This window comes from Clostridium cylindrosporum DSM 605 (assembly GCF_001047375.1).
Taxonomy (GTDB): Bacteria; Bacillota; Clostridia; order Clostridiales; family Caloramatoraceae; genus Clostridium_AB; species Clostridium_AB cylindrosporum.
This window is the reverse complement of sequence record NZ_LFVU01000001.1, coordinates 115236-142049: the sequence shown is the minus strand read 5'-3', so window position 1 is coordinate 142049 and position 26814 is coordinate 115236. Positions and strand designations below refer to the sequence as shown.

The following is a 26814-nucleotide window of genomic DNA, read 5'->3' as shown; positions in this document are numbered from 1 at the left end:
GAATTACATTGTACAATGCATCTGAATAGTTAGATAATCTCTAAATGGATAGAATTTATGGTATAATCCTTTCTATATGATACATTTGGGAGTGGTATTTATGGTAGAAGTAGATGGAATAGTTACATCTATTGTATATAAAAATGATGACAATGGATATACAGTAGCTAAGATTAAATGTGAGCAGGATATGGAGAACTACTCTATTGTAGGATATATGCATTATTTAAGCGAAGGTCAAAGGGTACATATAAAGGGCGAATGGACCTATCATAAAAGTTTTGGTAAGCAGATTAAAGTTGATAGTTTTGAGGAAATTCTTCCAACAACTCTTGAGGGAGTAGAAAAATATCTAGCATCTGGTCTTATAAATGGGATAGGCCCTGTTACAGCAAAGAAGATAATTAAAGCTTTTGGAGAGAAAGCTCTAGATATTATTGAGATGAATCCTGAAAGACTTACAGAGGTTGAGGGGATAGGCTCTAGAAAGGCTAAGAAAATAGGAGAGTCTTTAAAGGAACAAAGAGAACTTAAAGAAATTATGATTTTTCTTCAAAGTCATGGTATTACTCCAAGTTATGGAATTAAGATATTTAAAAAATATGGAGCGGCGTCGATTACAGTTCTTAGGGAGAATCCCTATAGTTTATGTGAGGATATACAAGGAATAGGTTTTAAAACAGCAGATAAAATAGCAAAGAGTTTAGGTATGAATGTTAATTCACCATTTAGAATAGCATCAGGTATAAAATATGTATTATCAACTGCTGTAGGTAATGGTCATGTTTACTTACCTAAGGAAGAATGTATTAAAAAATCAGCGGCGGAGCTTAAGGTAGATGCATCCCTTATAGGAGAGGGGATAAATACTCTTAATCTCAATCGTGATATAGTAGTTGATGAAGTAGAGGAAGTAACATGTATTTATCTTTCTCCTATGTTTTTTTCTGAGGTTAAATCAGCTAAGAAAATAGTGGAGCTTACACTTAATAGAATAGATGTTGAAACTGAAAAAGTGGATATTGAAATTAAAGATTTTGAAAAGGAAAATAACATTAGCTTTGCACCTGAACAAATAGATGCGATTAAAGAAGGTGTTAAAAATGGTGTATGTGTTATTACTGGAGGACCGGGAACTGGAAAAACAACTATTATAAAGTGTATTATAAAAATATTTGAAAATAGAAGTTTAAATGTATGTCTTTGTGCACCAACTGGTCGTGCTGCAAAGAGAATGAGTGAAAGTACAGGTTATGAGGCGAAAACAATTCATAGATTACTACAAGTAGAATTTATTTCGGACTCTGATAGAAATACTTTTGCTAAGGATGAAAATGAACCAATAGAAGCTGATGTTATTATTGTAGATGAGGCATCTATGATAGATGTAATGCTTATGAATTCTCTTTTAAAGGCAATGAGTTCAACTACAAGACTTATACTAGTGGGAGATGTAGATCAATTGCCTTCAGTAGGTCCAGGTAATGTACTTCTTGATATTATAGAAAGTGGAGGAATAGCTGTTGCAAGACTTCAACATATATTCAGGCAATCTATGGAGAGTCTTATAACTATAAATGCACATAAGATTAATAATGGAGATATGCCTATACTTAATGAAAAGGATAAGGACTTTTTCTTCCTTCAAAACAATAGTGCAGATGGGATAATAAAAGAAATTGCAAATCTTGTTAATGTAAGACTTCCTAAGTTTAAAAAAGATTTAGATAGGATGAAGGATATACAGGTACTATCCCCTATGAAAAAAGGAGAAGCTGGTATTATCCATCTAAATAATGCCCTTCAAGAAATACTTAATCCAAAATCTCCATCTAAAACAGAAAAAAAGGTTGGGGAGTACATTTTAAGAGTTGGCGATAAGGTTATGCAAACAAAAAATAATTATCAACTTACTTGGGAAAGTTTAACTATTGAAGGTGAAGAGGGTAGCGGAATATTCAATGGTGACATAGGATATATAGAGAGGATTAATACCGAGGATAGCAAAGCATATATTATATTTGATGAGGATAAAAGAGTTGAATATGACTTTTCAAGTCTAGATGAAATAGAACTTGCTTATGCTATTACAATACACAAGAGCCAAGGGAGTGAATTTCCTGTATGCATAATACCTGTTTTTTATGGTCCCCCTATGCTTATGACAAGGAATTTAATATATACAGGTGTAACTCGTGCAAAGTCATTTCTTGTTCTTATAGGAGTTAAGCAAACTCTAAGCACGATGATAAAGAATAAAACAATTACAAAAAGATATTCATCCCTAAAAAATAGAATCAAAAACTTCTGTGAAGTTATAAAATAGACTTAGGAGTGAGATAAGTGGATGTTGTAGTATATAGGGCAAAGGTACAGGGGTCATATATTTATGATTATTCTCTAAATCCCAAAATAGACTACTCATATTTAAATAAGTTTAAAGGAGTAAGCGAGATAGAGGTTATAACTCCTTATTTACCACTTTATATGGGAAAGTTTATATTAAGAATAATAAAAAGATCGATTTCTAAGTTAAGCTTTATAATACCTTTAAAGGATAGAAGGATTTTTAAGGTGCTTAAGAAATTAAATGTAGAAAAGGTATCTTTAAAGATATCAGAAAAGATTCCCCTGCCTGATGACGAATTAGTTGATAGTGTATTAGATTCTATAGGTGACACAGTTGTTACCTTAGATATACTAAGGGAAAAGATTATAAAAAAGACGGATGTTAAGGAATTATATAATTGTCTTCAATTTTTATACTTAAAGGAAAAAATTAAAATTAACCCTTTGTATGGGAAAAAAACTAAAAATGAATATTGTGACATATGCGATGAAACCTGTGAAGATTGTTTTTTAGGATACTCAGCAGGGGATATTTTAATATATAAAAATGAGGCTATTTCTACAGGTGGAGGATGTAACATTAGATATAGAAAGACTAAGCTTGATGAAAAGCTTAGGGACTATATTAATATTATAGGGGATTTTATACTCTCAAGGGGAGAGAACCTAGTAGTTCTATGTCCTCCTATGTTAAGGCAGAATGTATTCTCCTTTGGAGCTATATATGAAGTGTTAAAAAGCTCAGGAAGAGTATTATACGTAACTTCCTCCAATGATATGTATTCTTTAAAGAAGGATATAGGAGAGATTATTGATGGAGCAAATATACATGTTTTTGATGGAACAGATGGCTTTGGTGATGCGGATATATTAATCTGCTCATATACTAATGTACCTGCTTTTAAGGATGATTTTGATCTTTCTATACTTGATGATAGACTAGCATTTCCTCAGAAACCATATAAAAATATATATTCTGTATGTAAACGTGCTCTAAAGACCAATGGAAAGTTCATTAATATTAGCGTAATTCCATTAAAGTTTAAGGAGAACCTTATTAAAGGAAGTAGTAGTGAGGTTCAAATACCTCCTATAAATATAGAAAATCCTATACCTGAGCCTAAGTTTATAATATCTAGATATATAGATGAAAGAACAGTATATCTTCCGGATATAAGTCTTGATATGGTAAAGTGGTCGATTAGAGAAGGATCCAATGTTATTATATTTACCCCTAGTAATAGAATATCAATTTATCTTAAAAACTATCTTACAAAAATAGAGGGCATAAAAGAACCAGTAGGTATATCAAGTGAAAAAAATAGGGAAGACTATTATAGTTTTCTTAAAGGGGAGAAAACTATACTTATAAGTTCTAATTATATAGATAGTATTGATCCTATATATAATATTAACGTAATAGTTATGTACAGCGATTTGGAAAAATACAGTGAAGATGTACTTCTTTACATGTGTAGTATGGCAAATAACCATATGACTAAAAGCTTTAGGGAAGCCCTTTTTATTGCAAATGAAGAGGGAGAAAATATGTTAAGAGCAAAATCTATAATAAGGAGTATTAATAAGATAGCATGGGAAAATGGCTATATAAAAGAATAAAATATTTATTGTCATCATTACTTGAAATTATATATACAGAGGATAGAGTCTGCTTTATATGTGAAAGTCATATAGAGGAGGCTTTTCCTATATGTGATAATTGTAACTCCTATCTTCCATATTTAGATAAGAGTGTTCTAGAATATAACACAATTCTTAAAAATACCTATTCTATATTTGAATTTCAAGGAAAAATAAAAGAGATGGTGTATGGCTTAAAGTATAATAAAGAAGTAGATAAAGCTAAAATAATAGGAGATATAATGGCTAGATTTATAGAAAAAGAGGATATTTCTATAGATATAATTATACCAATCCCTATGCATAGGGATAAATTATTAGAGAGAGGATATAACCATTCCCTTTTAATTGCTAAAAGAATAGGTAGCGTTACTGGAATCCCTGTAGAAACATCACTTGAAAAAGTTAAAAATACACCTAATCAAGTATTGTTAAGTGGGGAGGAAAGATGGTATAATGTTAGAGGTTCTTTAAAGTGTAATACTCTTTATAAGAACAAAAATATTCTTTTAATAGATGATGTTGTAACAACCTGTGCAACTGCACATTTTGCAGCTTTAGAAATAGGTGAGGATAATAATGTTAGTCTTTTATCCTTTGCTACAACAAAAAAATTTTAAATAGCTAATAAGGCATATATTAATTAGGTTTGTGGTTGAAAGTCGATGCTAGTCGCAGGCAAAACGATCCACGTAAGTTAGAAAAAGTTCTAATGAGCATGGTGCGGTATAGAAGTAAGACCTGCCGGGGACAAGATCTTCGAGAGAGGGAATAGTGAGAGGCATACCACCTTAGGCAAAACCTCCAGCAGGCGGGTGTGGGGTCAAAAACCAGGTCAACTAATTAATTTATGCCTTTTTATATTTTTATAAATATACCTAAAAATTATTATTTCATAATTAGGTATATTTTTTCTATTTACGCATATAATAGTTATAAGTTAATCAAAAATATATATAAAATTGTTGATAATTACCATATGCTAGTAAAAAAAGTAGTATATAATACTTATATACATATTTTTAGTGATTAATACATAAAAAATGAGAATATAGGAGAAAACTTGTGGATAAATTAGAGGTATATTGTCTATAAATTTTACAGTAATTTGTAATAAAATTTTGTCGAATATAGCATAAAATTCAGATATTTACAGGTAGTCCACAGGCTTTTAAATTGAGAAAGTAAAGTATATCAACTTATACACATACTTACACACATTATCCACAGGGGTAGTTATCAATGATGTGGATATGTGTAATTTGCATGTCAATATTAATTTATAGGTGAATTAATTATCTACACGAAGGAAAAAGCTAAAAATAACATATATTTTCAGAAAAATGAGATAATTTAGTAAATGAGTAACTTGCAGTTAAGTTGTTTGAATATTAAAATAATATTAAACATATAAACTAAATTTAACTTAGTTAAATCCCGAAGCTAATAGGAAAGGGGTAGATACCATGAAATTTAAAATTATTGGAAGAAATATTGAAGTAACAGAGGCTTTAAAGGATTCAATTGAAAAGAAAATTGGAAGACTTGATAAGTATTTTAATCCTGATTTAGAGGCTAAGGTGACACTTTCTGTTGAGAAAAATAGACAAATAGTAGAAGTTACAATTCCTACAAATGGAGTTATCGTAAGAGGAGAAGAAACAACAGAGGATATGTATACAGCAATTGATCGTGTTGTAGATAAAATAGAAAGACAAATAGTAAAACATAAACATAAAATAGAGAGAAGAGGAGACTTTACACAAAGTTTAAGATTCTCAGAAATACCTACAGAAACTGATGAAGATGATTCAAAGGTAGTTAAAACTAAAAAGTTTGCAGTTAAACCTATGGATATAGAGGAAGCGGTTCTTCAAATGGATTTATTAGGACATAATTTCTTTGTATTCAGAAGTAGTGATACTGATGAGGTTAATGTAGTATATAAGAGAAAAGATGGAAATTATGGATTGATAGAACCTGAATTTTAAATGTACTTAGTAATAGGGCATAATATCTATTTGGATATTGTGCCCTATTATATTAATGTATTACCAAAACAGTATGTATTTAGTATAATAGTCTAAGAAGTTATTGTACCTTTACATATGATAAGTAATAGTTAAAAATACGGGTTTGAGGGAGATAGAAAAATGCTAAAGTGGAAAGATGATTACTTAATTGGGGTAGAAGAAATTGACAAGCAACATGAAAAGATATTTGAAATTGGAGGAAGAGCATACGACCTTCTGAAAAATGATACATATGTTGATAAGTACGATAAAATTGTTGAAGTATTAGAAGAGCTAAAGGAATACGCGATATTTCACTTTAAATCTGAGGAAGAATATCTGTTAAGTATCAGATATAAGAAGTTCTTTTCTCATAAAGTAGAACATGATAATTTCTTGAAAAAGGTTAATGATGTAGACTTTAATAAGATAGATGAGGATCAAGATGCATACTTACTATCAATTATTGAGTTTGTAATTAATTGGACAAGTGAACATATACTTAAAAATGATAGGTTATTTACAGAAAATTAGGATATAAAGTTATATAAGGTGCAATAAATTTAAGAGGGATAATTATTATTTAATTATCCCTCTTATTAATTATTTTAATTTTTTAGTTTAAATCTTGAAAGAAGTTCCTTAAGAGAAGTTGATTGTGCATAAAGTTCTTCACTTATTGCTGAACTTTCCTCTGAACTTGCTGAATTTTCTTCTACTACATTTGATATTTGATCTATTCCAACGGATAGTTCATTTAAAGAGCCAGATTGTTCTTGACTAATCTTTGAAATACCACTAAGAATAGTTGCCATTTCCTCAGATGTTTTTACAATCTCTTTTAATCTCTCTGATGTAGCTCTAGCTATTTCAGTTCCTTGTTCTACCTTGGACTTACTATTATCAATAAGTTCAGAGATTTGTTTTACTGCATCTGCGCTTTTAGATGCAAGTTCTTTAACTTCATTAGCAACTACTGCAAATCCCTTTCCAGATTCTCCAGCTCTTGCTGCTTCAATAGAAGCGTTTAAAGCTAAAAGGTTAGTTTGACTTGCTATATTTTCAATTACATCTACTATTTGAACTATACTGTTGCTTGAAATATTAATTTCATCCATAGCATCAAGCATTTTTTCCATTTGAACATTACTATTTACAGCTTCTTCCCTTGCCTTAACTGAGAATTCCACAGCTTCATTAGATCTATTTTCACTTTCCTTTACCTTGTTTGAGATTTCATGAATAGATGATACAAACTCCTCAACAGTACTTGCCTGCTCAGCGGCACCATTAGCAAGTTCTTGAGAACTTTCTGCCATTTGGTTAGAACCACTAGCTACCTGTTCCGATGTTTCGTATATTTTACCTAGCATATCATTTAGAGAGTCTACGATTTCATTCATAGAGTACTTAATGCTTTCAAAGTCACCTTTATAGTCATTTTCAAGATGGATATTAAGGTTTCCCTGAGAGATTTCCTTAAGTACAAATGCTATTTCAGATATATAATCCTTTAGAGTATTTGCAGTACTTATAAAAGCTGCAGACAGCGTACCTATTTCATCTTCACTTTCTATTTTTAAATCAATATTAAGATTTCCATTAGATATACTTTCAGCTGCACCTACTATTGATTTAACCGGAGAAAGACTCTTTTTAATAATTTTAGTTGAAACCATTATTATAATAACTAGACCTAAAATACATATACAAATTAATACAAAACTTATTATAAGTGCTTGTGCTCTTATTTCAGAGTTTTCTACAGTTGCAACTGATGACCAGTTATCTCCAGTAGAGCCTGCTTTGATAGGTACGAAAAAGTTAGTTGTAGATTTATTGGTTAAACTTGATGTATCCTGAATCTCAAATCCTAATCCCTTCTTTATATTATCAGTAATTAAGCTAGGATTAGCTTTTGTTGCTGTATCCTTTACATTTTTACCAACTAGACTAGGATTAAGGGCATTATATACATAGGTAGATTCCTTAGATAGTATGAAGGATGATAGGCTATCAAATCTATTTTTATCTGACTTTACGTCACTAAATGATCTAGAGTCAACATCGATAAGAACTACTCCTATAAAAGTATCATTTTTATATATAGGGTAACTTAAAGTAATCATCCATACTTTTTCGTCCTTAGGTAATGCACCTATATATGGCTCAGAACAAACAGATTTTCTAACTTCCTTTGCTTTAGCATAGTATTCTTTTTTAGAAAATGTTGAATATAAACCAAGGTCACCCATGTTAGTGCTGCCATTTTCTCTATATCCGTATATTGAGAAGTTTTCTTTGGTTTTATCAAAAACGTATGGTTCGAATGTAACACCTACTGCAAAAAATTCTTTTTGCTTTTCTGTTATATCTTTAATGTTAAACTTTATGTAATTATCTAATTGCGTCTTGTCACCATCTATATTACTTTGAATATATCTTCCAAGATTCCCTGCTAATATATCACCCCTTTGCAATATATCCTCTATCGTTTTAGCGTTATTTTTGGCTAAAAGATTGACTTCTTCCTTAGCAGAGTTTACTAGGGCGTTACTAGTAATGAGATAGGTACTTGCAACAATAACTAAAAAAACAATAATTAACATTATCATAATAGTAGACGATAGCTTTCCCTCTAATGTATTATCTTTTATCCTTAAAAGATCTTTTAACTTTTTCATATTATCCTCCTTATCCTAATATAGACTTACAAAAAAAATATGCTAAAGTAAAATAGCACTTTTAAAGTAATCGTATAATAGTTGTATAAACTTAATACATTTAAAATACAACTTTCGACAGCATATCCAGTAAGAGGAAAGGATGTTTTAAGAATGGATAAGTGTTTAGTGGTAATAGGTGTTATAAGGTGTAAATTTATGATAGTGAATTGCCTTGTATAGGGTCTGTTATTATAATACATTACTGGGTATTTTATTGATAATGTATCCCTATAATGCTATAATAATTAGTATTGTAAATTATAATTACTATCGAAAAATAAAGAGGGTGTATATATGAATTTATTCCGTAAGTTATTTGGATCATATAGTGACAAAGAAGTAAAGAGACTTCAACCAATAGTAGATAAAATTGAATCATATGATGAAGCTATGTCAAAGCTTTCTGATGATGAGCTAAAGGCAAAGACAAGCGAATTCAAAGAAAGACTTAATAAGGGTGAAACCCTTGATGATATATTACCAGAGGCTTTTGCGGTTGTACGTGAAGCAGCATTTAGAGTGCTTAAAATGAAGCACTATAGAGTTCAGCTTATAGGTGGGATAGTTCTTCACCAAGGAAGAATAGCTGAAATGAGAACAGGGGAAGGAAAGACACTAGTTGCAACTACTGCAGCATACCTAAATGCCCTAAGTGGAAAAGGTGTACATGTTGTTACAGTTAATGACTACCTAGCTAAGCGTGATGGTGAAGAAATGGGAAGAGTGTATGAATTCCTAGGTCTTAGCGTTGGAATAATAGTACATGGACTTGATCAAGCGGAGAGAAGAGCTGCATATGAAAGTGATATAACATATGGAACTAATAATGAATATGGTTTTGATTATCTTCGTGATAACATGGTTATATATAAAGAAGAAAGAGTTCAAAGACCTCTTAACTTTGCAATCGTAGACGAAGTTGACTCTATACTTATAGACGAAGCTAGAACACCTCTTATAATATCAGGTGAAGGTGAAAAATCTACACATTTATATTCAGTAGCAGATAATTTTGTAAAGATTCTTAAAAAGGAAGACGACTTTACAGTTGATGAAAAGCAACATGCTGTGCTTTTAACTGATTCAGGAGTTGAAAAGGCAGAAAAGTATTTTAGTCTTGAAAATTATGCAGATACTGACAATATGGAAATCCAACATCATGTAATTCAAGCCCTTAAGGCTCATAATCTAATGCAAAGAGATATTGATTATGTGATTCGTGATGGTGAAATAGTAATAGTTGATGAGTTTACAGGTAGACTTATGGATGGAAGACGTTATAGCGATGGACTTCATCAAGCTATTGAAGCTAAGGAAGGGGTTAAGATAGAAAGAGAATCAAAAACTCTAGCTACTATAACATTCCAAAACTACTTTAGAATATACAATAAGATATCTGGTATGACAGGTACAGCACAAACAGAAGAAACAGAATTTAGAGAAATTTATGGACTTGATGTTGTTGTAATTCCAACAAACAAGCCTGTACAAAGAATAGATTATTCAGATGTAGTTTACAAAACAGAAAGAGCAAAGTTTAATGCTATAGTAAATGATATAGTTGAACTTCATAAAACAGGGCAGCCAATGCTTGTTGGTACAATAAGTATAGAAAAGTCAGAACTGTTATCAAGCATGCTTAAAAGAAAAGGTATACCACACCAAGTACTTAATGCTAAACACCATGAAAAAGAAGCTGAAATAGTTTCACATGCAGGGGAAAAGGGTATGGTAACTATAGCTACAAATATGGCAGGACGTGGTACTGACATTAAGTTAACCGATGGAGTTGATGAACTAGGCGGACTTATGATTGTTGGTACTGAAAGACATGAATCAAGAAGAATTGATAATCAGCTAAGAGGACGTTCAGGACGTCAAGGAGACAATGGAGGATCAAGATTCTACATATCACTTGAGGATGATTTAATGAGACTTTTTGGATCTGAGAGAATCAAGGATATTACAGAAAGACTTGGACTTGGAGACGATGATCCTATTGAAAGTAAGATGGTATCAAATGCTATAGAACAAGCTCAAAGAAGAGTTGAAGGAAATAACTTTGAAGTTAGAAAGAACGTTTTACAATACGATAACGTTATGAATAAGCAAAGAGAAATAATATATGGTCAAAGAAGCCAAGTTCTTGAAGGTGAAAACCTAAGAGAACATATTATATCAATGGTAGATGATATTATTATTACTGCTGTAGATGCTCATCTTTCACAAACTGTAAATGAAGATCAATGGGACAGAGAAGGATTAATTAGATATCTATCAGACGTAGTTGGTGTAGATTCATTAATGGATATTACTGATGCAGAAAAGCTTTCAAGAGACGAACTTTTAGATGCACTAAAGGAAAAAATGCACTCTATATATGATATGAAGGAAGAAGAAATAGGAGAAGATATAAGAGAAATAGAAAGAGTTATTCTTCTTCGTGTAGTTGATACTAAGTGGATGGATCACATAGATGCAATGGATAAGTTAAAGCAAGGTATTGGTCTTCGTGCATATAGACAAAAGGACCCAGCTGTTGAATATAGATTCGAAGGTATGAATATGTTTGAAGAAATGATCTTTAACATTAAGGAAGACACAATTAGATATCTATATAGAGTTCAAGCTGAAAAGAAGATTGAAAGAGAAAGAGTTGCAGAACCAGTGGCAGCAAGTCATGGTGATGACTCTCTTAAAAAAGAACCTAGAAAAGTTAAGGATAAGACAGGAAGAAATGACTTATGTAAATGCGGTAGTGGTAAGAAATTTAAAAACTGCTGTGGAAAATTTCAATAATTAAAAAAGAAAAGGGAGTTTGTTAATTCAAGCTCCCTTTTTAGAAATAGTGATTTGTAAAAAAAGTTAAGTTTTAATATAATAATTATTAATATAATTAGAAAGGAGAGCTGAAGGTGCATATACAATTAGAAGAACACTATAGTGCAATCCCTACTATGAAGGAAGCTTTAAAAGAAATGAGGGCTTCTCTTTGACGTTGATGGGTCAAAGTTAAAGCTAGAAAAATTAGATAATGTTATGCAAGAAGAAGGTTTTTGGGATGATAGTAAAAAGGCTCAGGAGATTCTTCAAGAGTCAAGGATGCTAAAGGATAAAATAGAAAGCTATGAAAGCCTAGAAAGAAAGCTAGAGGACTTAGAAGTTCTTATAGAACTTTCTGATATGGAAGAGGATTTATCATCTGTTTCAGAGATAAGAGCAGAAAGACGTGAGCTTGAAAGTCTGCTTGAGGAACTTAAAATAAAAACACTTCTTGCAGGTGAGTATGACAAAAATGATGTTATACTAACAATCCATGCAGGAGCTGGTGGAACAGAAGCCTGTGATTGGGCTGAAATGGTTCTAAGAATGTATAAAAGATGGTCAGAGAGAAAAGGATTTAGTGTTGAGGTTATAGATTTTCTTCCAGGAGATGAAATAGGAGTTAAGTCGGTAACACTAGAGATTAAGGGAGAATATGCCTACGGATATCTAAAATCTGAAAAAGGTGTTCATAGGTTAGTTAGAATATCACCATTTGATTCAGCAGGTAAGAGACATACATCTTTCTTGTCTATTGAAATACTACCTGTTATAACTCAACAGCAAGATATTGAAATAAGAACAGAAGATATGAAAATTGATACCTATAGATCAGGTGGGGCAGGTGGACAACATGTTAATAAAACAGAGTCTGCCATAAGAATAACTCACTTACCTACAGGAATAGTTGTTCAATGCCAAAATCAACGTTCACAGCATGCTAATAAGGATTCAGCATTAAAAATGCTTAAGTCAAAATTAATTGACCTTAAGGAAAGAGAACATAAGGAAAGAATTGAAGATCTTTCAGGAGACCATAGTCAAATAGCCTGGGGATCTCAAATAAGATCCTATGTATTCCAGCCATACACATTGGTAAAAGACCACAGAACAAACAAGGAAATAGGGAATATATCAGCTGTGATGGATGGAGATTTAGATTCATTTATAATAGAGTATTTAAAAGAGCAAATTAAATAGTTGTATTATGTAAGTATGAGTGCTTGCAGTAGTGTAGCCTCCTTATAAACCGACGAGACCTTCAAACAGAGCTTCTAATCTACTAAAATATTGTTAGAGTAAGTGCGATATCTAAATCGCTTTGCTTGCCGATATCTTACTAACTCTAACAATATTTTAATAGATAAGAATCTCTTGTTTTTGGCTCTATGGTTTCTAAGGGGGCTACACTACTTGCAATGAAAGCTATGCTTACATAACAATATTAATTTGTAGTTGAGTTTCTGTATAACTGTGTTTAAGAGGATATATTGATATTAAATTTATAGAAGATAAATTTTCATAATGATAAACATTATAGTGAGAAAAAGTAAGTGTGGTGATATGGGATGCAAATTAGTAGACTGCTTGAGATGGTATTTATATTGCTTAATAAAAAGGTGGTTACGGCTAGGGAATTATCTGAGTATTTTGAAGTTTCTGTAAGGACTATTTATAGGGATGTTGATGCTCTTAATGAGGCAGGTATACCTGTTTATGCTAATAGGGGTAAAGGTGGAGGTATTAGTATTTTAGATAACTATGTTTTAAATAAATCTATTCTTTCGGAAAAGGAACAGGTTGATATTTTATCATCACTTCAAGGATTAAACGCCTTAAGCACCCCCGATGTGGAGCCAATTCTTAGAAAGCTTCAAAATATCTTTAAAAAGGAGAATGTAAACTGGATTGATGTTGATTTATCCCATTGGGGTAGTGAAAACTTTGAAAGTGAAAAGTTTAGTTTACTTAAAACAGCAATTTTAAATAAAAGTCTTATAAGTTTTGAATACTTCTCTTCTTCTGGAGAAAGCACTCAAAGAATAGTTGAACCCTTAAGGATAGTATTTAAAGGACAAGGCTGGTATCTTTATGGTTTTTGTAGAGTTAAAAATGATTTTCGTATGTTTAAAATAACACGACTAAAAGAACTTAGCTTATCAAAAGAATATTTTAAAAGAGAAGTTCAAGAGCAGGTTTTTAATGACTTTAAAAACATTCATAAAGAAGATGTAAAAACAGTATTAAGAATTCATGGGAAAATGTCATATAGAATATATGATGAATTTCATGAAAAGCAAATAGAAAAAAGCGATGATGGCACTTTTACTATAACAGTAAACTTTCCAGAAAGTGAATGGCTTTATAGCTATATTTTATCCTATGGAGACGCAGTTGAAGTTTTAGAACCAAAATATATTAGAGAAATAATAAAAGTAAAATTACAGGAAGCTTATAAAAAATACTTATAATATGACATATAGTTGTCAACTTACTAGTGCTAAACTAGCTTTAGATAAAGCTAAAGTTAGCATATTAAAATAATAGGGAGTAAGTAAATGAATAAGATAGATTATAAAAAAGATTATAAGGATTTATATATTCCAAAGAAAAGACCAACAATTATAAGAGTACCAAGTGTAAATTTTGTTATTTTAGATGGTGAAGGTAATCCAAATAATGAAGAATTTGCTCATAAAGTAGCGGCACTTTACAGTTTAAGTTATGCTGTAAAGATGTCATACAAAACTAAGGATGTTCCTGAAGGCTATTACAATTACACTGTATTTCCACTTGAGGGTGTATGGGATTTAATAGATAAAAGCGTGCCTGCTACTGATAAAAATAACTTAAAGTATAAAATTATGATTCGCCAGCCAGAGTTTTTAACGAAGAATTTGTTTGAAAGATTTATTGCAGAAACGAAAAAGAAAAAGCCAAATATTTATCTTGATAAAATAGAATATGCAGCAATAACCGAGGGTTTATGTTGCCAGATGCTTCATTTAGGAAGTTATGATAGTGAAGCAGAAAGTTTTATGGAAATGGAAGAATTCTGTAGGGATAATGGATATAAAAGAACTTCCTATAAGCATCGAGAAATATATCTTTCTGACCCAAGAAAAACACAGCAGTATAAACTTAAAACAGTACTTAGATTTAAGGTAGAAGCCAAGGAGAAGTAAATGCATATTATAAATGTTAACTCTGAAAACATTGATAGAGAACATATTTGCTGTGCTATTAGCGATAAAAGAGGTGAAGGTTGCATTACCTCAAAAAAGCAGTGGATGAAGGAACAATTTGATAATGGACTCATTTTCAAAAAGCTTAATGTACGAGGAAAGGTTTTTGTTGAGTATATACCAGCTGAAAATGCATGGTCTCCTATAGAGGCTAATGGATATATATTTATAAATTGTTTATGGGTTTCTGGGAAGTATAAAGGTCAAGGATATGCAAATAAGCTATTGGAAGAATGTATTAATGATACAAAGCTTTGGAATAGAAAAGGGTTAGTTATCCTTTCAAGTAAAAAAAAGATGCCCTTTTTATCCGACGCAAATTATTTAAAATATAAAGGCTTTAAGATTTGTGATGAGGCACATCCATATTATGAACTCTTATATTTACCATTTGAAGATGAAATAGAAAAACCTAGGTTTAAAGAATGCAGTAAAAAAGGTTTAATTGATAAAAGAGGGATAGTTTTATATTATTCAAGTCAATGTCCACATACTGAAAAATACGCATATTTGATTTCAGAAATCGCAAGGTCTAAAGGTGTTGAATTTACTTCTATAAGGTATAAGTCAAAGGAAGAGGCACAAAATGCACCTGCACCTTTTACTACATACAGTCTTTTTTATGATAGAAAATTTGTAACTAATGAAATTCTCTCTGAAAAAAAGTTTATAAATTTTCTTGAGAATAGGGGATTATAAAAAATATCTGGTCTATATTTAATCTACATAATTTTCTCATTATGAGAAAGAATATAATTGAGAGAATTATTAGATAGGAGGGTTTTATATGCCAGGAGTTAGTAAAGACCAATTAAAGCTTGTTGGAATTTCTTGTTTAGATTATAACTCAGAATCACTTACTTCATCAATTGATGAGAAGATAGGTAGAAGTTGTGAAACTTGTACACATTGGAGTGGAGAAAGATGTACAATAGATGTATTTGATAAAGTTCTTACAGGTCTTGATCAAACGTAATTTACTATGCATTAGTTTTATTTAAAATAGTAAGGGATATATCAATTAGAAATTAACTTCTAATTTGACATATCCCTTTATTATGGTAGGAGATTAACTAAAAAAGAGTTATTTTTGGCACATAGATACAAAGTATCTATGAAATTCTAGATTATTTGAAAGTTCAGGGTGAAATGATGTCACAAGAATGTTGTCTTGTTTTGCAGCAACTATGCTGTCATTTACCCTGTGCAGTATTTCTACATTTTCACCAGTTTTCACTATATAAGGAGCTCTAATGAAGACAAGTGGAATAGGTTCATCTGAAACACCTTGTATAACATGATCTACAACAAAGCTATCTAGTTGTCTACCATAGGCATTTCTTTTTACGCTAATATCCATAGCCTGAATATGGCGCCTGTCATCATTTTCAATTGATTTAGCAAGTAATATCATTCCAGCACATGTTCCCCAAACAGGAAGACCAGAGGATATTTTCTCCTTTAGTGGACCTAATATAGACATATCCCTTAATAGCTTTCCTATGGTGGTGCTTTCGCCTCCAGGAAGAATTAAACCATCAATATCATTTAAATCTTTACTTTTCTTAACTTCTAAAGCTTCATGACCAAGGGCTTTAATGTGATTTATATGTTCTATAACTCCACCTTGAATTGATAATATCCCTATTTTCATATTACCAACCTCTTTCAGCGTATGTTGTAGCTACTTCACTAGCTGCAATTCCTGACATTGGTTCTCCAAGATCTTCTGAAACCTCAGCTATAATCTTTGGATCATTGTAATAAGTAGTAGCAAGAACTATTGCCTTAGCTCTCTTTTCAGGATTTCCTGATCTAAATATACCTGAACCTACGAATACACCTTCAGTACCAAGTTGCATCATAAGTGCAGCATCTGCTGGAGTTGCGATTCCTCCTGCTGAGAAGTTAACAACAGGAAGTTTTCCTTCGTTCCATACATATTCTATAAGGTCAAATGGAGCCCCGAAGTCTCTAGCTATAGTCATAAGTTCTTCCTTTGGAGCACTTTTAACCTTTCTTATATCTTCCATGATTTGTCTTAAGTGAGTTACAGCTTGAACAACGTCTCCTGTTCCTGCTTCACCCTTTGTTCTAATCATTGCAGCACCTTCACCTATTCTTCTAAGTGCTTCACCAAGGTTTCTAGCTCCACAAACAAAAGGAACCTTAAAGTCTCTCTTGTTAATGTGGTAAGCTTCGTCAGCAGGTGTTAAAACTTCACTTTCATCTATATAATCTACACCAAGTGATTCAAGAATTTGAGCTTCAACAAAGTGTCCAATTCTAACCTTTGCCATTACAGGAATTGATACAGCTGATTGAATTTCCTTAATCATTTGAGGATCTGACATTCTAGCAATTCCGCCTTGCTTTCTAATATCTGAAGGAACTCTTTCAAGTGCCATAACTGCACAAGCTCCAGCAGCTTGTGCTATTTCAGCTTCCCAAGGGTTCGTAACATCCATTATTACTCCACCCTTTAACATTTGTGCAAGATTTTTGTTAAGATCATGTCTTTCCATAATTATAAACCCCCTAAAATTGTATCGTTACAAAACGCATCATTTAATACATACAATTATTATAATGTATTGTATTCATTTTGCAATAGGAAAATTCAAAAAAGTTAAAAAAATTTGGGGAATTGCTTAAGATGTAGGTGAGGTCAAGAAAGTAGGTGTACACATCCCTGAAACTTTTCCTACATATCAATTTTCAATTTGTGATACAAGGTTTCCTTAGGATTTTAAGTTTGGTATAATTATTAAAAGGAATATTATGGGGGTAATTATGGATGGCTATGAAAGAATAAGTGATTCTTTAGTGTATTTTATGTTTGCTTTTATTGTATTTTGTGCTACTACATTTATTATGAGATACATTAGATGGGTTAGGGCTAAGGATAATGTTGGACAGAGACTATATCAGATGAAAAGAGAGTTTAATTATTCTGCAATAGTTTGGTCAGTTTTAATGCTTTTTAGAATATACGAAGATTATAGATGGAGTAAAATTGTAGGTAATGAAGAGATCGATCCAAGTATTAGTGAGGTATTTAAATTTATTAATACACAGGAATACACTTTAAAGGTAACATATTTAGCTATAATTGTAGTTTTAGTAATGTTTACTATAGATTTTTTGCTAAGTGTACCACTAAGAAGCACTATTTATAATGAAGGTATAATAGTGAATTCTGGTAAGTTTATTCCTTGGGAAGATATTCAAAGAATAGAATATAGAGAAGTTGCCATTGGGAACAGTAAAAGATTTAGAATATACACATCCCCTAAAAGGTTTGAGGAGGCTCTTGTTAAGATATCTGAGATTGATAAGGTTATTGAAATAATAAGTAGATATACAAATGTTGATATTTTTGAGGTGAATGTTACTTATATAGGAGATGAAAAAGAATCTTAAATTAATATAAAATGCCAGTTATCCATAAAACCTAATATAGGTTAGGGTAACTGGCATTTATTCTATATTAATTTCTTTACCATTATATAGCTTTTATTATATACTCTAAATCCTGCTTCTGTGAAAAATGATAATTCATCTACATCACTACAATCTATAAATACAAATGTTATACCTTTCTTCAGTAAAAAGTTAGAAAGATCTTGCATTATAGCATCACGTACATCACTTTCACTATACTCATCTTCAACTACTATTTTAATAAGATAGCCATATAGTACCGAAGAGTTGATTTTAAAGCTATAGTATCCTATACACTCGCCATCTTTGAAACAAAGGCGTGTGTATACTTTACTATCCCCAGATGATAGGATATCTTTATCCTTTGCAAGGCTAAAGCCAAATACCTTTTTGTGTAGATGATTTATTTCATCTGTGTATTCTGAGGTGTAGTTCTCGAAGGTATAATCATAGTTTTCTTCCCTTAAAGTTAATATTATTTTGTAAAGCTTCAGTACTTCATATCTTTCGCAAAAGCCGAGATCTATAAAACTTTTTGAATTTTTTTTCTCAATGTTTGCAAGATAGATTTTATCATCAAGTTCATTACATAAAAGTGTGCAGATATCAAGAAGCTCATTGTGGGTTTTTGTGTAATGCTTTATAAGCACTCCATCTGCATATCTAACAGGATATGCAAAGGAGATTGGATTTAAGTCGCTGATTACAAAGTGACCTTCCTTAAAAACACCTTTTAGTTCATCATAATTTAAAACACTTTCCTTAAGGTTCTTTTCTATTCTTTTGAAGTCGATTTCACCTGCAAAACGTGCCATTTAAATCATCCTTTTCTTTTTATAAATAATAGTCCATTTAAAAAGACTAAAGTGATAAATGATAAAAATATATAGTTCGAGTACAAGTCAACTTTATCAATGTTTTCATGAACATTAAAATTTTTATCATTTACTATATCATTATATGTAAAAAAGGATTTTAGGACTTTAAAAACATCTATTATTTTTTCTTCTTTCACATTTTTTATTGTATCGTAGGGTGTGTGTATTTTATCTGTGTCATCATGAATTAAAGTTATAGAGTTTACACCAAAAGGTGTAAAGGATGCATGATCACTATTATCCATGTAAAGTTTAGAAGATTTTATGTTTATTTTCTCCATGATACTAATGACTTCCTTAGATAAAGGATTTTCACTAATACTTAAAACAGATAATGGTATGTTTTTGTTACTACCTACCATATCGAAGTTAATAACACTGGCATTCTTAATATCTATTGGAGGATTCTCTGCAAAGTATTTAGACCCAAGCAGTCCTACTTCCTCAGCGTCAAAGGCTACTATTATTATATTTCTCTGAGGATTTGATTTCTTCAGAATCCTAGCAGCTTCAATTACAAAGGATGTACCAGAAGCATTATCAAGTGCACCTGGATATATAGTGCCATCACTATCAAAGCCTACATGATCTAGATGTGCTGAAAGAATAATAGGGGGAAGGGTCTGATTACTTCCTTTTATCATTCCAATAAGGTTCTTACCTTCAACATTTTTATTTTCAGTGTTAGTCTTTATTTCAAATGTTACACCCATTCTAGAAAAAGCTTCAATTTCCTTTGAAACAGTAGGGTTAACCATTATCTTTATAAGGCCACTTTTATAGTTTTTTTGAAGCTTATAAGGGGTTCTAAATCTAAAATATGAATCAGTAGTATAAATAGTAGCTTTAACTCCATTGTCAGAAAGAATAGTATCGAGTTTATAATCATCTTCACTTTCATTTATCATTTCTTCCTCAAATAAGTAAATAGGTTTTCCTTCCTTTATAGATGATGATGCAACCCCTTTTGCTTTTCCTTTAATAGATTTTCCAAAACTTATTTCCTTAAAGTCTTTTCCATAAACATATTCTTTAAGTAAATTTCCTCTAGCGTCAAATGCTCTAAATGAACATTCCCCAGAGAGCTGAACATTGTTTAGTTTGAATGATTGTTTATATCCCTTATCTCCTAGGGGGATAAGGTTCATTTTATCAAAATTATCTTCTATATAATTTATAGTCTTTTCACTACCTTCATGACCAGTAAGTCTTCCTCTATATTCTGGTGATGTAATAGTTTCGATATGTTTCATAAAGTTTCTAGTACTAAAGTAAGGATTTCTATAAATAATATTAAAGTATATTGCAACTGTTGTTAAAGTAATTAAAAATAAAAATATGTAGCGCTTTCCCATATATATCACCTCGGTAAAATATATTAAAAAAAACCTATCATTATTACATATCTAAAAATGATTAATATAACACTAGAAACAAATTATCATAAAGTTATGTATTGAAAATATACTTTAATATGTAGGGAAAAGAGGTGAGAAAATGGCAAATGATAATGAAGATCTAGATTATGAAATAAATAAACTTCTCAATGAAATATCTAAAGCCTCTAAAAAAATAGATCATGAAGATGGAAACTTTGGTGATGAATTTCAAGAGTTTGTATCTGATGGATGCTGTGATACCCTTAAGGGAGGAAAATTAGCTTCCAGTCCATGTGATAGTTGTTCGAAAAAAAGGGCAATAGTTAGAGCATGGAGAAGAGTATGTAATATAAAATATATTCCTCCCTACGTTGACGAGGATTGTAGGGATTTTAAGCTTGCTTTAATAATTGAAAAGATAGAGCCTCAAATAGTTGAAAAAGTATTTAAGTTTTTAATATATAGGGTTAGTATTAGTGAAATAGTTGGATGTATAGATGATCCAGAATGGAAGGTTCAAGCGGAGAGTATTCTAAGGGCAAATGGGTACTATAACTTTATAAGAAAAGAGTTTGGAAATTTTGGGAAGGAAGAAATTTTGCAGTTATTATTTGATGTTAACTTTTGCTGTTTTGACTATCAAAATAAAAGGACACTAACAGATTCAGAGTGCGTAACTATGCTAAAGTACTACATAGTTTATGTACTAAGGGATAAAATAAAAGAAAGTATAGTTAAGATTTCTGAGCTTATTGAGCTAGATCTTGAATATAAAATTGCGGTTATTGAAGGGGAAATTAGGTATATAATTAAATGCCTTTTAGAACAACTTGTTATTACTCCATTTGAGGGAGGAAGTTATACGATTACAAACTTCAATAAAATAGGAAGTTTAACCCAGCTACTTGAGATATTTAATGGATTAAACTGTGGAAAACATGATCAAAGAAATGATTTTAAGCATATAAGAGACACTATAAATAAATATGAAAAAGTACTTAGAACTTCCTTTGATTTTTTAAATAGAAAGATAAGGCAGATTGAATGCTTAATGAATCAGAGAAGATTCATTGTTGGAGTAACTGGAATTTGTGGCAGAGGTCGTTTTGAAGATGAGTCACCTGATATAATAATCCCACCTAAGCCTGTTATAATTTTAAATCCTCGTGATAGTTATAATTAACAAATTTTTATTGTAATTAGATTTGTTTTAATATAAACTAAGTGAGGAAGATTATTTTGTAATATGAGGTGTTTAATTTATGGAAGAAGGACCTAGTAGAAGGTTTAAAACTGAATAGGTCTTATCCTGAGACTTCCTAGTCTGGGATAAGGCTAGGAAGGGAGCGGTTAAAAGTGTTACAAATTTTTAAAACGATTGAAAGCGGCACTTGTGAATTAGAAAATATTGAAAATGGGTGTTGGATAAACCTTAAGAACCCTACTGAAGAGGAACTTAAACTTGTTTCAGAGAAAACAGGACTATATATGGAGTTCCTAAAGGCTGCACTAGATGAGGAGGAAACCTCTAGACTTGATTTTGAAGATGATCAGCATCTAGTTATTGTAGACGTTCCTTTTATGGAAGTTGAGAATAATTCTGTACAGTACCAAACAGTACCACTTGGGGTTATACTAAATGATCAGTACATAGTTACTGTATGTTTGAGAGATAGTAGAATTATAGAAGACTTTATGCAAAAGAAGGTAAAGAATTTCTATACCTTTAAAAAGTCACGCTTTATACTTCAAATACTACTTAGAATAGCCACATATTATTTAAGCTATCTAAGACAAATAGATAAAACAAGTAATGTTATAGAATCTAAGCTTCATAGGTCAATGAAGAACAAGGAACTTATACAGCTTCTTTCTCTTGAAAAGAGTCTTGTGTACTTCTCAACATCACTTCGTCAAAATGAAGTAACACTTGAGAAAATGTTAAAGCTTAGTATTATGCAAAAATACCCTGAAGACCAGGATGTACTAGAGGATGTAATAGTTGAGAATAAGCAGGCTATTGAAATGGCTGGAATATATAGTAATATTCTTTCAGGCACAATGGATGCATTTGCCTCAATAATATCTAACAACCTTAATATAGTAATGAAGTTTTTAGCATCTATCACTATTATAATGACAATACCTACTATTATAGCAAGTATATACGGTATGAACTTTGCATGGATGCCAATGATTAATAATCCATATGGATTTTTTATAATACTAGGTATTATGGGAGTGTTCTGTGGAATAGTAACATGGGTACTTGCGAAAAAAGACATGTTTTAATAATTTATAGATATAAAAGGTAGCCTTTGGCTACCTTTAGTTTTTTTTCTTCTAGTCGAGAACTTATTAAGAATAAAAAGCACAAAGCTATTATAAAGATAAGTATCGGGTAATTTAGGAGGGATTTTTTTGTCGATTTCAGCATTAGTAAGTTTGATTATAGGCTTTGGAGCTATGTTTTTAGGCTACATACTTGGAGGAGGACATTTATTAGGTCTTATTTCACCAACTTCACTAATTATAGTTATTGGGGGAACCATAGGTGCTGTTGCACTTTCATTTCCACCAAGGGTACTTAAAAGGTTACCAGGGATATTAAAAGTTGCATTTACAAGTAAAAAAGGCAAGGATATGGCTGAGCTTATAGAGTACTTTAAGGAAGTATCTATTAAAACAAGAAAAAATGGTCTTTTAAGCATAGAAGATACTATTTCAAATGACCCTAATATTGACCCATTTATAAAAAAAGGGCTACAACTAGTTGTAGATGGTGTTGAACCTCAAACTGTTAGAAGTGTTTTAGAATCAGAAGCTTATATGACTTCTGAAAGACATAAAGAGGGAATAGCAGTATTTGAGTCAGCAGGTGGATACTCACCTACCATGGGTATTATAGGTACTGTTATGCATCTTGTAGAGATTATGGGAAGTCTTGAGGAGACATCAACCCTTGGGCCTAAAATTGGTGCAGCCTTTTTAGCAACTCTTTATGGTATTTGGACAGCTAATCTTTTATACTTACCAATTGGTTCAAGACTAAAAGTTATAAATAAAAATGAAGAACAACAATATGAGATGACTATAGAAGCCATTATAGCTATACAAGAAGGAATAAATCCTAATACACTAGTTGAAAAATTAAAAAGCTATCTTTCAGCAGATGAGCTTAAGAATTTAAAAAATGGCGGTGAGGAATAGTCATGTCTAGAAAAAGGCATAAAGAAGAAGGACATCCAAATCATGAAAGATGGCTTGTTAGTTATGCGGATTTTATAACTGTACTTATGATATTTTTTATAGTTATGTTCTCTATGAGTCAAGTTAATGCAACGAAATATAAACAATTAGCAGCATCATTAAATGATGCACTTGGTGGAGGGAAAAGTATAATAGGCTCAGACAAGCCTCCTTTGACAAATGAAAATGTAGCTCCTATTCCAGAGGTTAAACAAATGGAAGAAGCTAAGAAAGAAGTAGAAGAGTATTTGAAAAATGAAGGACTAACTGGAAAAGTTAAGGTTAGTATAGATGATAGAGGTCTTGTTATAAGTCTTCAGGATACATTGATATTTGATTCTGGAAGTGCAATAGTAAAACCTACACATAGGCAAACACTTGCTAAAATAGGGATTGCTTTAAAGAAAATGCCAAACTTTATTAGGGTTGAAGGTCATACGGATAACATCCCTATAAAAAACTCTCAGTTTTCATCAAATTGGCAGCTATCAGCTGTTAGAGCAGCTAATATAGTTGAGGTAATTATTAATGATTCAAAAATTTCTCCAAATATTATTTCTGCACTAGGATATGGAGAAAATAGACCAGTAGCTCCTAATTCAAGTAGCACTGAAAGAGCTAAAAATAGAAGAGTTGACATAGTACTTCTAAAAAGTAAGTATAATGAGACGGAAAAAAACTCATCTACGAAGGCTAATAGTAATGTAAAGAAATAACATTGAATTTAAAGAGGTAAAACATAACTTTTTATCTAATTATATGATAATAGTTATGTTTTTTCTATTTTGTTAAATAGTTTGTTATATAATATATTTAGTGAAAGAGAGAAATTACATATTAATATTATTGTAAACTTAACTTAGAACGAAATGTGTTCTAGCTTCAGGAGGGTATATGGATATAATAGAAATTTTATCAGGAGAACTTAAAATATCAAAGGGACAAATTGAAAGTACAATAAAATTAATTGATGAAGGAAATACCATTCCATTCATTGCAAGATATAGAAAAGAAGCAACTGGAGGTCTAGATGATACTACACTTAGAGAATTAAGTGATAGACTATCCTATCTTAGAAACCTTAAGGATAGAAAAGAAGAGGTTCAAAGACTTATTGAAGAAGGTGGAAATCTTACTGAAGAAATAACTGCTAAGCTAAGAGATGCCAAAACTATTACAGAGGTTGATGATATATATAGACCATTTAGACCTAAAAAAAGAACAAGGGCAACTATAGCAAAGGAAAAGGGACTTGAACCACTTGCTGAAATTATAATTTCTCAAAGTTTTAACTTCTCTTTAAAAGAAAAAGCTAAGGAATTTATAGATTTAGATAAGGGTGTTGAAAGTGCAGATGAAGCGATTAATCTTGCTAGTGATATAATTGCAGAGACTATTTCTGACAACGCAGAATATAGAAAAAGAATAAGAAACCTAACATTTATAAATGGAAAGATTCAAACAAAATGTAGTGAAGAGAACCCTACATATAAAATGTACTATGACCATATAGAGTATGTAAAAAACATACTAGGTCATAGAATACTTGCGGTTAATAGAGGAGAAAAAGAAGGAGCACTTTCTGTTAAAGTAATTGCACCGGAGGATAAGATTGAAGCTTTTCTTGAAAAGGACATTATAAAAAGAGAGGGAGAGGAAACCCCTATACTAAAAAATGCTATAAAGGATAGCTATTCTAGACTTATAGCACCATCTATAGAGCGTGAGATTAGAAGTGAGCTTAAGGAGAAGGCTGAAGAGGGAGCGATTAAGGTGTTTTCTAAGAATCTTAAGGCACTTTTAATGCAATCACCTGTTAAGGGAAAAGTTGTTATGGGATTTGACCCAGGGTTTAGAACAGGGTGTAAAATAGCAGTAGTTGATGAAACAGGTAAGGTTCTTGATACAGGAGTTGCCTATGTTACAGATGGATCAGGTGAGAGAAAAAGACAAGAAAGTAAGGTAATGCTTAAGAAAATGCTTATAGATAATAAGGTAGAGATAATATCACTTGGAAATGGGACAGCTTCAAGGGAATCAGAAATTATTATAAGTGATATGATTCGTGAAATAGAAAAAGAAGAAGGGTTAAAACTACATTATGTTGTGGTATCAGAGGCAGGAGCATCTGTATATTCAGCATCAAGTCTTGCTGCTAAGGAATTTCCTGATATGGATGTATCATTAAGAGGAGCAGTATCAATAGGTAGAAGGCTTCAAGATCCACTGGCAGAACTAGTTAAAATAGACCCTAAATCAATAGGGGTTGGTCAATACCAACATGACGTAACTCAAAAAAGACTTGATGAGGCTCTTGGTGGAGTTGTTGAAGATTGTGTAAATAAAGTAGGGGTAGATCTAAATACTGCATCAGCGCAGCTTCTTTCTCATATAGCAGGAATTAATGCATCAATAGCTAAAAATATCGTTGAGTATAGAGAAGAGACTGGTAAGTTTATAAAGAGAAAAGATTTATTAAAAGTAAAAAGACTAGGAGATAAGGCATTTAAACAATGTGCAGGCTTTCTTAGAATAAGTGAAAGTAATGATTTTCTTGATAACACATCTGTACACCCTGAATCATATGATGCATCAAGAAAAATAATAGACGTATTAGGGTATACAGATGATGAGAAAAAGAATCATGAATTCACTGATATAGACGAAAGAGCAAAGAAATACGGAATAAGAAAGATATTAGAGGAAACAGGACTTGGAGAAATGACACTAGAGGACATCCTAAAGGAAATTAAAAAGCCTGGAAGAGACGTTAGAGAGTCACTTGAGGGACCAGTATTTATGTCTAATATTTTAGAGATGAAGGACTTAAAGCCTGGAATGATTTTAAAGGGAACAGTTAGAAATGTTGCTGATTTTGGAGCATTTGTTGATATTGGAGTACACCAAGATGGACTCATTCATATAAGTCAGTTATCAAATAAACTTGTCAAACATCCACTAGACATAGTTAAGGTTTCCGATGTTGTTGATGTAAAAGTAGTTGAAATAGACCTTGAGAGAAAGAGAATAGCACTTTCGATGAGGGATTTAGCCTAGTAATATATAGG

The 26814-nt window shown here is 31.5% G+C and carries 22 protein-coding genes; 17 read left to right on the top strand and 5 right to left on the bottom strand.

The annotated features are described in order from the left end of the window. Positions 1 to 100: 100 nt before the first annotated feature. From recD2 to CLCY_RS00580, 5 genes are all read left to right on the top strand, one after another. A complete protein-coding gene (recD2, locus tag CLCY_RS00600; protein ID WP_048569196.1) occupies positions 101 to 2326 on the top strand; it encodes an SF1B family DNA helicase RecD2 in 2226 nt (741 codons plus the stop codon). A gap of 17 nt (positions 2327 to 2343) precedes the next feature. Beyond that, on the top strand, positions 2344 to 3969 hold the full coding sequence (locus CLCY_RS00595; RefSeq protein WP_048569195.1) for a hypothetical protein: 1626 nt from the start codon (positions 2344 to 2346) through the stop codon (positions 3967 to 3969). Continuing rightward, on the top strand, positions 3942 to 4610 hold the full coding sequence (locus CLCY_RS00590) for a ComF family protein (protein ID WP_048569194.1): 669 nt from the start codon (positions 3942 to 3944) through the stop codon (positions 4608 to 4610). Before CLCY_RS00595 ends, CLCY_RS00590 begins: the two co-directional genes overlap by 28 nt. A gap of 846 nt (positions 4611 to 5456) precedes the next feature. Next, complete coding sequence (hpf, locus tag CLCY_RS00585; protein ID WP_048569193.1) at positions 5457 to 5981, top strand: ribosome hibernation-promoting factor, HPF/YfiA family; 525 nt, start codon at positions 5457 to 5459, stop codon at positions 5979 to 5981. A gap of 162 nt (positions 5982 to 6143) precedes the next feature. Beyond that, a complete protein-coding gene (locus CLCY_RS00580) occupies positions 6144 to 6536 on the top strand; it encodes a bacteriohemerythrin (RefSeq protein WP_048569192.1) in 393 nt (130 codons plus the stop codon). Between the two features lie 74 nt (positions 6537 to 6610). Here CLCY_RS00580 and CLCY_RS00575 read toward each other — a convergent pair whose 3' ends face one another. Next, entirely contained in the window at positions 6611 to 8686 is a 2076-nt protein-coding gene (locus tag CLCY_RS00575) for a methyl-accepting chemotaxis protein (RefSeq protein ID WP_048569191.1), read from the bottom strand. A 336-nt stretch (positions 8687 to 9022) separates the two neighbouring features. Here CLCY_RS00575 and secA point away from each other — a divergent pair, with 336 nt between their 5' ends. The 6 genes from secA (at position 9023) to CLCY_RS00545 (ending at position 15772) form a co-directional block, all read left to right on the top strand. Beyond that, positions 9023 to 11527: a preprotein translocase subunit SecA gene (secA, locus tag CLCY_RS00570; protein ID WP_048569190.1), complete on the top strand. Its 2505-nt coding sequence runs from the start codon at positions 9023 to 9025 to the stop codon at positions 11525 to 11527. Positions 11528 to 11643: 116 nt separating this feature from the next. Further along, a protein-coding gene (prfB, locus tag CLCY_RS00565) for a peptide chain release factor 2 (protein WP_200899949.1) occupies positions 11644 to 12751 on the top strand; the annotation gives its coding sequence in 2 pieces (ribosomal slippage) (positions 11644 to 11721 and positions 11723 to 12751; 1107 coding nt in all). Between the two features lie 368 nt (positions 12752 to 13119). Continuing rightward, positions 13120 to 14022, top strand: coding sequence for a helix-turn-helix transcriptional regulator (locus tag CLCY_RS00560; RefSeq protein ID WP_048569188.1), 903 nt, complete (start codon positions 13120 to 13122; stop codon positions 14020 to 14022). 87 nt (positions 14023 to 14109) lie between these two features. After that, positions 14110 to 14736, top strand: a complete 627-nt coding sequence (locus CLCY_RS00555) for a GyrI-like domain-containing protein (RefSeq protein ID WP_048569187.1) — start codon at positions 14110 to 14112, stop codon at positions 14734 to 14736. Further along, positions 14737 to 15495: an N-acetyltransferase gene (locus CLCY_RS00550; RefSeq protein WP_048569186.1), complete on the top strand. Its 759-nt coding sequence runs from the start codon at positions 14737 to 14739 to the stop codon at positions 15493 to 15495. It abuts the gene before it with no gap. 88 nt (positions 15496 to 15583) lie between these two features. Continuing rightward, positions 15584 to 15772 (top strand): hypothetical protein, encoded by a 189-nt coding sequence (locus tag CLCY_RS00545; protein ID WP_048569185.1) that lies wholly within the window; start codon positions 15584 to 15586, stop codon positions 15770 to 15772. Positions 15773 to 15880: 108 nt separating this feature from the next. Here CLCY_RS00545 and pdxT read toward each other — a convergent pair whose 3' ends face one another. Then, a complete protein-coding gene (gene pdxT / locus CLCY_RS00540; protein WP_048569184.1) occupies positions 15881 to 16450 on the bottom strand; it encodes a pyridoxal 5'-phosphate synthase glutaminase subunit PdxT in 570 nt (189 codons plus the stop codon). A gap of 1 nt (position 16451) precedes the next feature. After that, positions 16452 to 17321 carry a pyridoxal 5'-phosphate synthase lyase subunit PdxS gene (pdxS, locus tag CLCY_RS00535; protein WP_048569183.1) on the bottom strand — a complete coding sequence of 290 codons (870 nt, stop codon included), beginning with the start codon at positions 17319 to 17321 and terminating at the stop codon, positions 16452 to 16454. 268 nt (positions 17322 to 17589) lie between these two features. Here pdxS and CLCY_RS00530 point away from each other — a divergent pair, with 268 nt between their 5' ends. Further along, on the top strand, positions 17590 to 18219 hold the full coding sequence (locus CLCY_RS00530; protein ID WP_048569182.1) for a hypothetical protein: 630 nt from the start codon (positions 17590 to 17592) through the stop codon (positions 18217 to 18219). A gap of 62 nt (positions 18220 to 18281) precedes the next feature. On the opposite strand, the gene CLCY_RS00525 is transcribed toward CLCY_RS00530, so the two are convergent. Further along, a complete protein-coding gene (locus CLCY_RS00525; protein ID WP_048569181.1) occupies positions 18282 to 19055 on the bottom strand; it encodes a hypothetical protein in 774 nt (257 codons plus the stop codon). Positions 19056 to 19060: 5 nt separating this feature from the next. Further along, positions 19061 to 20473: a M28 family metallopeptidase gene (locus CLCY_RS00520; protein ID WP_048569180.1), complete on the bottom strand. Its 1413-nt coding sequence runs from the start codon at positions 20471 to 20473 to the stop codon at positions 19061 to 19063. Between the two features lie 142 nt (positions 20474 to 20615). Here CLCY_RS00520 and CLCY_RS00515 point away from each other — a divergent pair, with 142 nt between their 5' ends. The 5 genes from CLCY_RS00515 (at position 20616) to CLCY_RS00495 (ending at position 26803) form a co-directional block, all read left to right on the top strand. Then, positions 20616 to 21680 carry a hypothetical protein gene (locus tag CLCY_RS00515; protein ID WP_048569179.1) on the top strand — a complete coding sequence of 355 codons (1065 nt, stop codon included), beginning with the start codon at positions 20616 to 20618 and terminating at the stop codon, positions 21678 to 21680. Positions 21681 to 21853: 173 nt separating this feature from the next. Further along, positions 21854 to 22789, top strand: coding sequence for a magnesium transporter CorA family protein (locus tag CLCY_RS00510; RefSeq protein WP_048569178.1), 936 nt, complete (start codon positions 21854 to 21856; stop codon positions 22787 to 22789). A gap of 129 nt (positions 22790 to 22918) precedes the next feature. Then, the gene (locus CLCY_RS00505) at positions 22919 to 23707 is read left to right on the top strand and encodes a flagellar motor protein (protein ID WP_048569177.1); all 789 of its coding nucleotides are present in this window, start codon (positions 22919 to 22921) and stop codon (positions 23705 to 23707) included. A 2-nt stretch (positions 23708 to 23709) separates the two neighbouring features. Further along, entirely contained in the window at positions 23710 to 24462 is a 753-nt protein-coding gene (locus tag CLCY_RS00500; RefSeq protein ID WP_048569176.1) for a flagellar motor protein MotB, read from the top strand. Positions 24463 to 24640: 178 nt separating this feature from the next. Beyond that, complete coding sequence (locus tag CLCY_RS00495; RefSeq protein WP_048569175.1) at positions 24641 to 26803, top strand: Tex family protein; 2163 nt, start codon at positions 24641 to 24643, stop codon at positions 26801 to 26803. Positions 26804 to 26814: the final 11 nt, after the last annotated feature.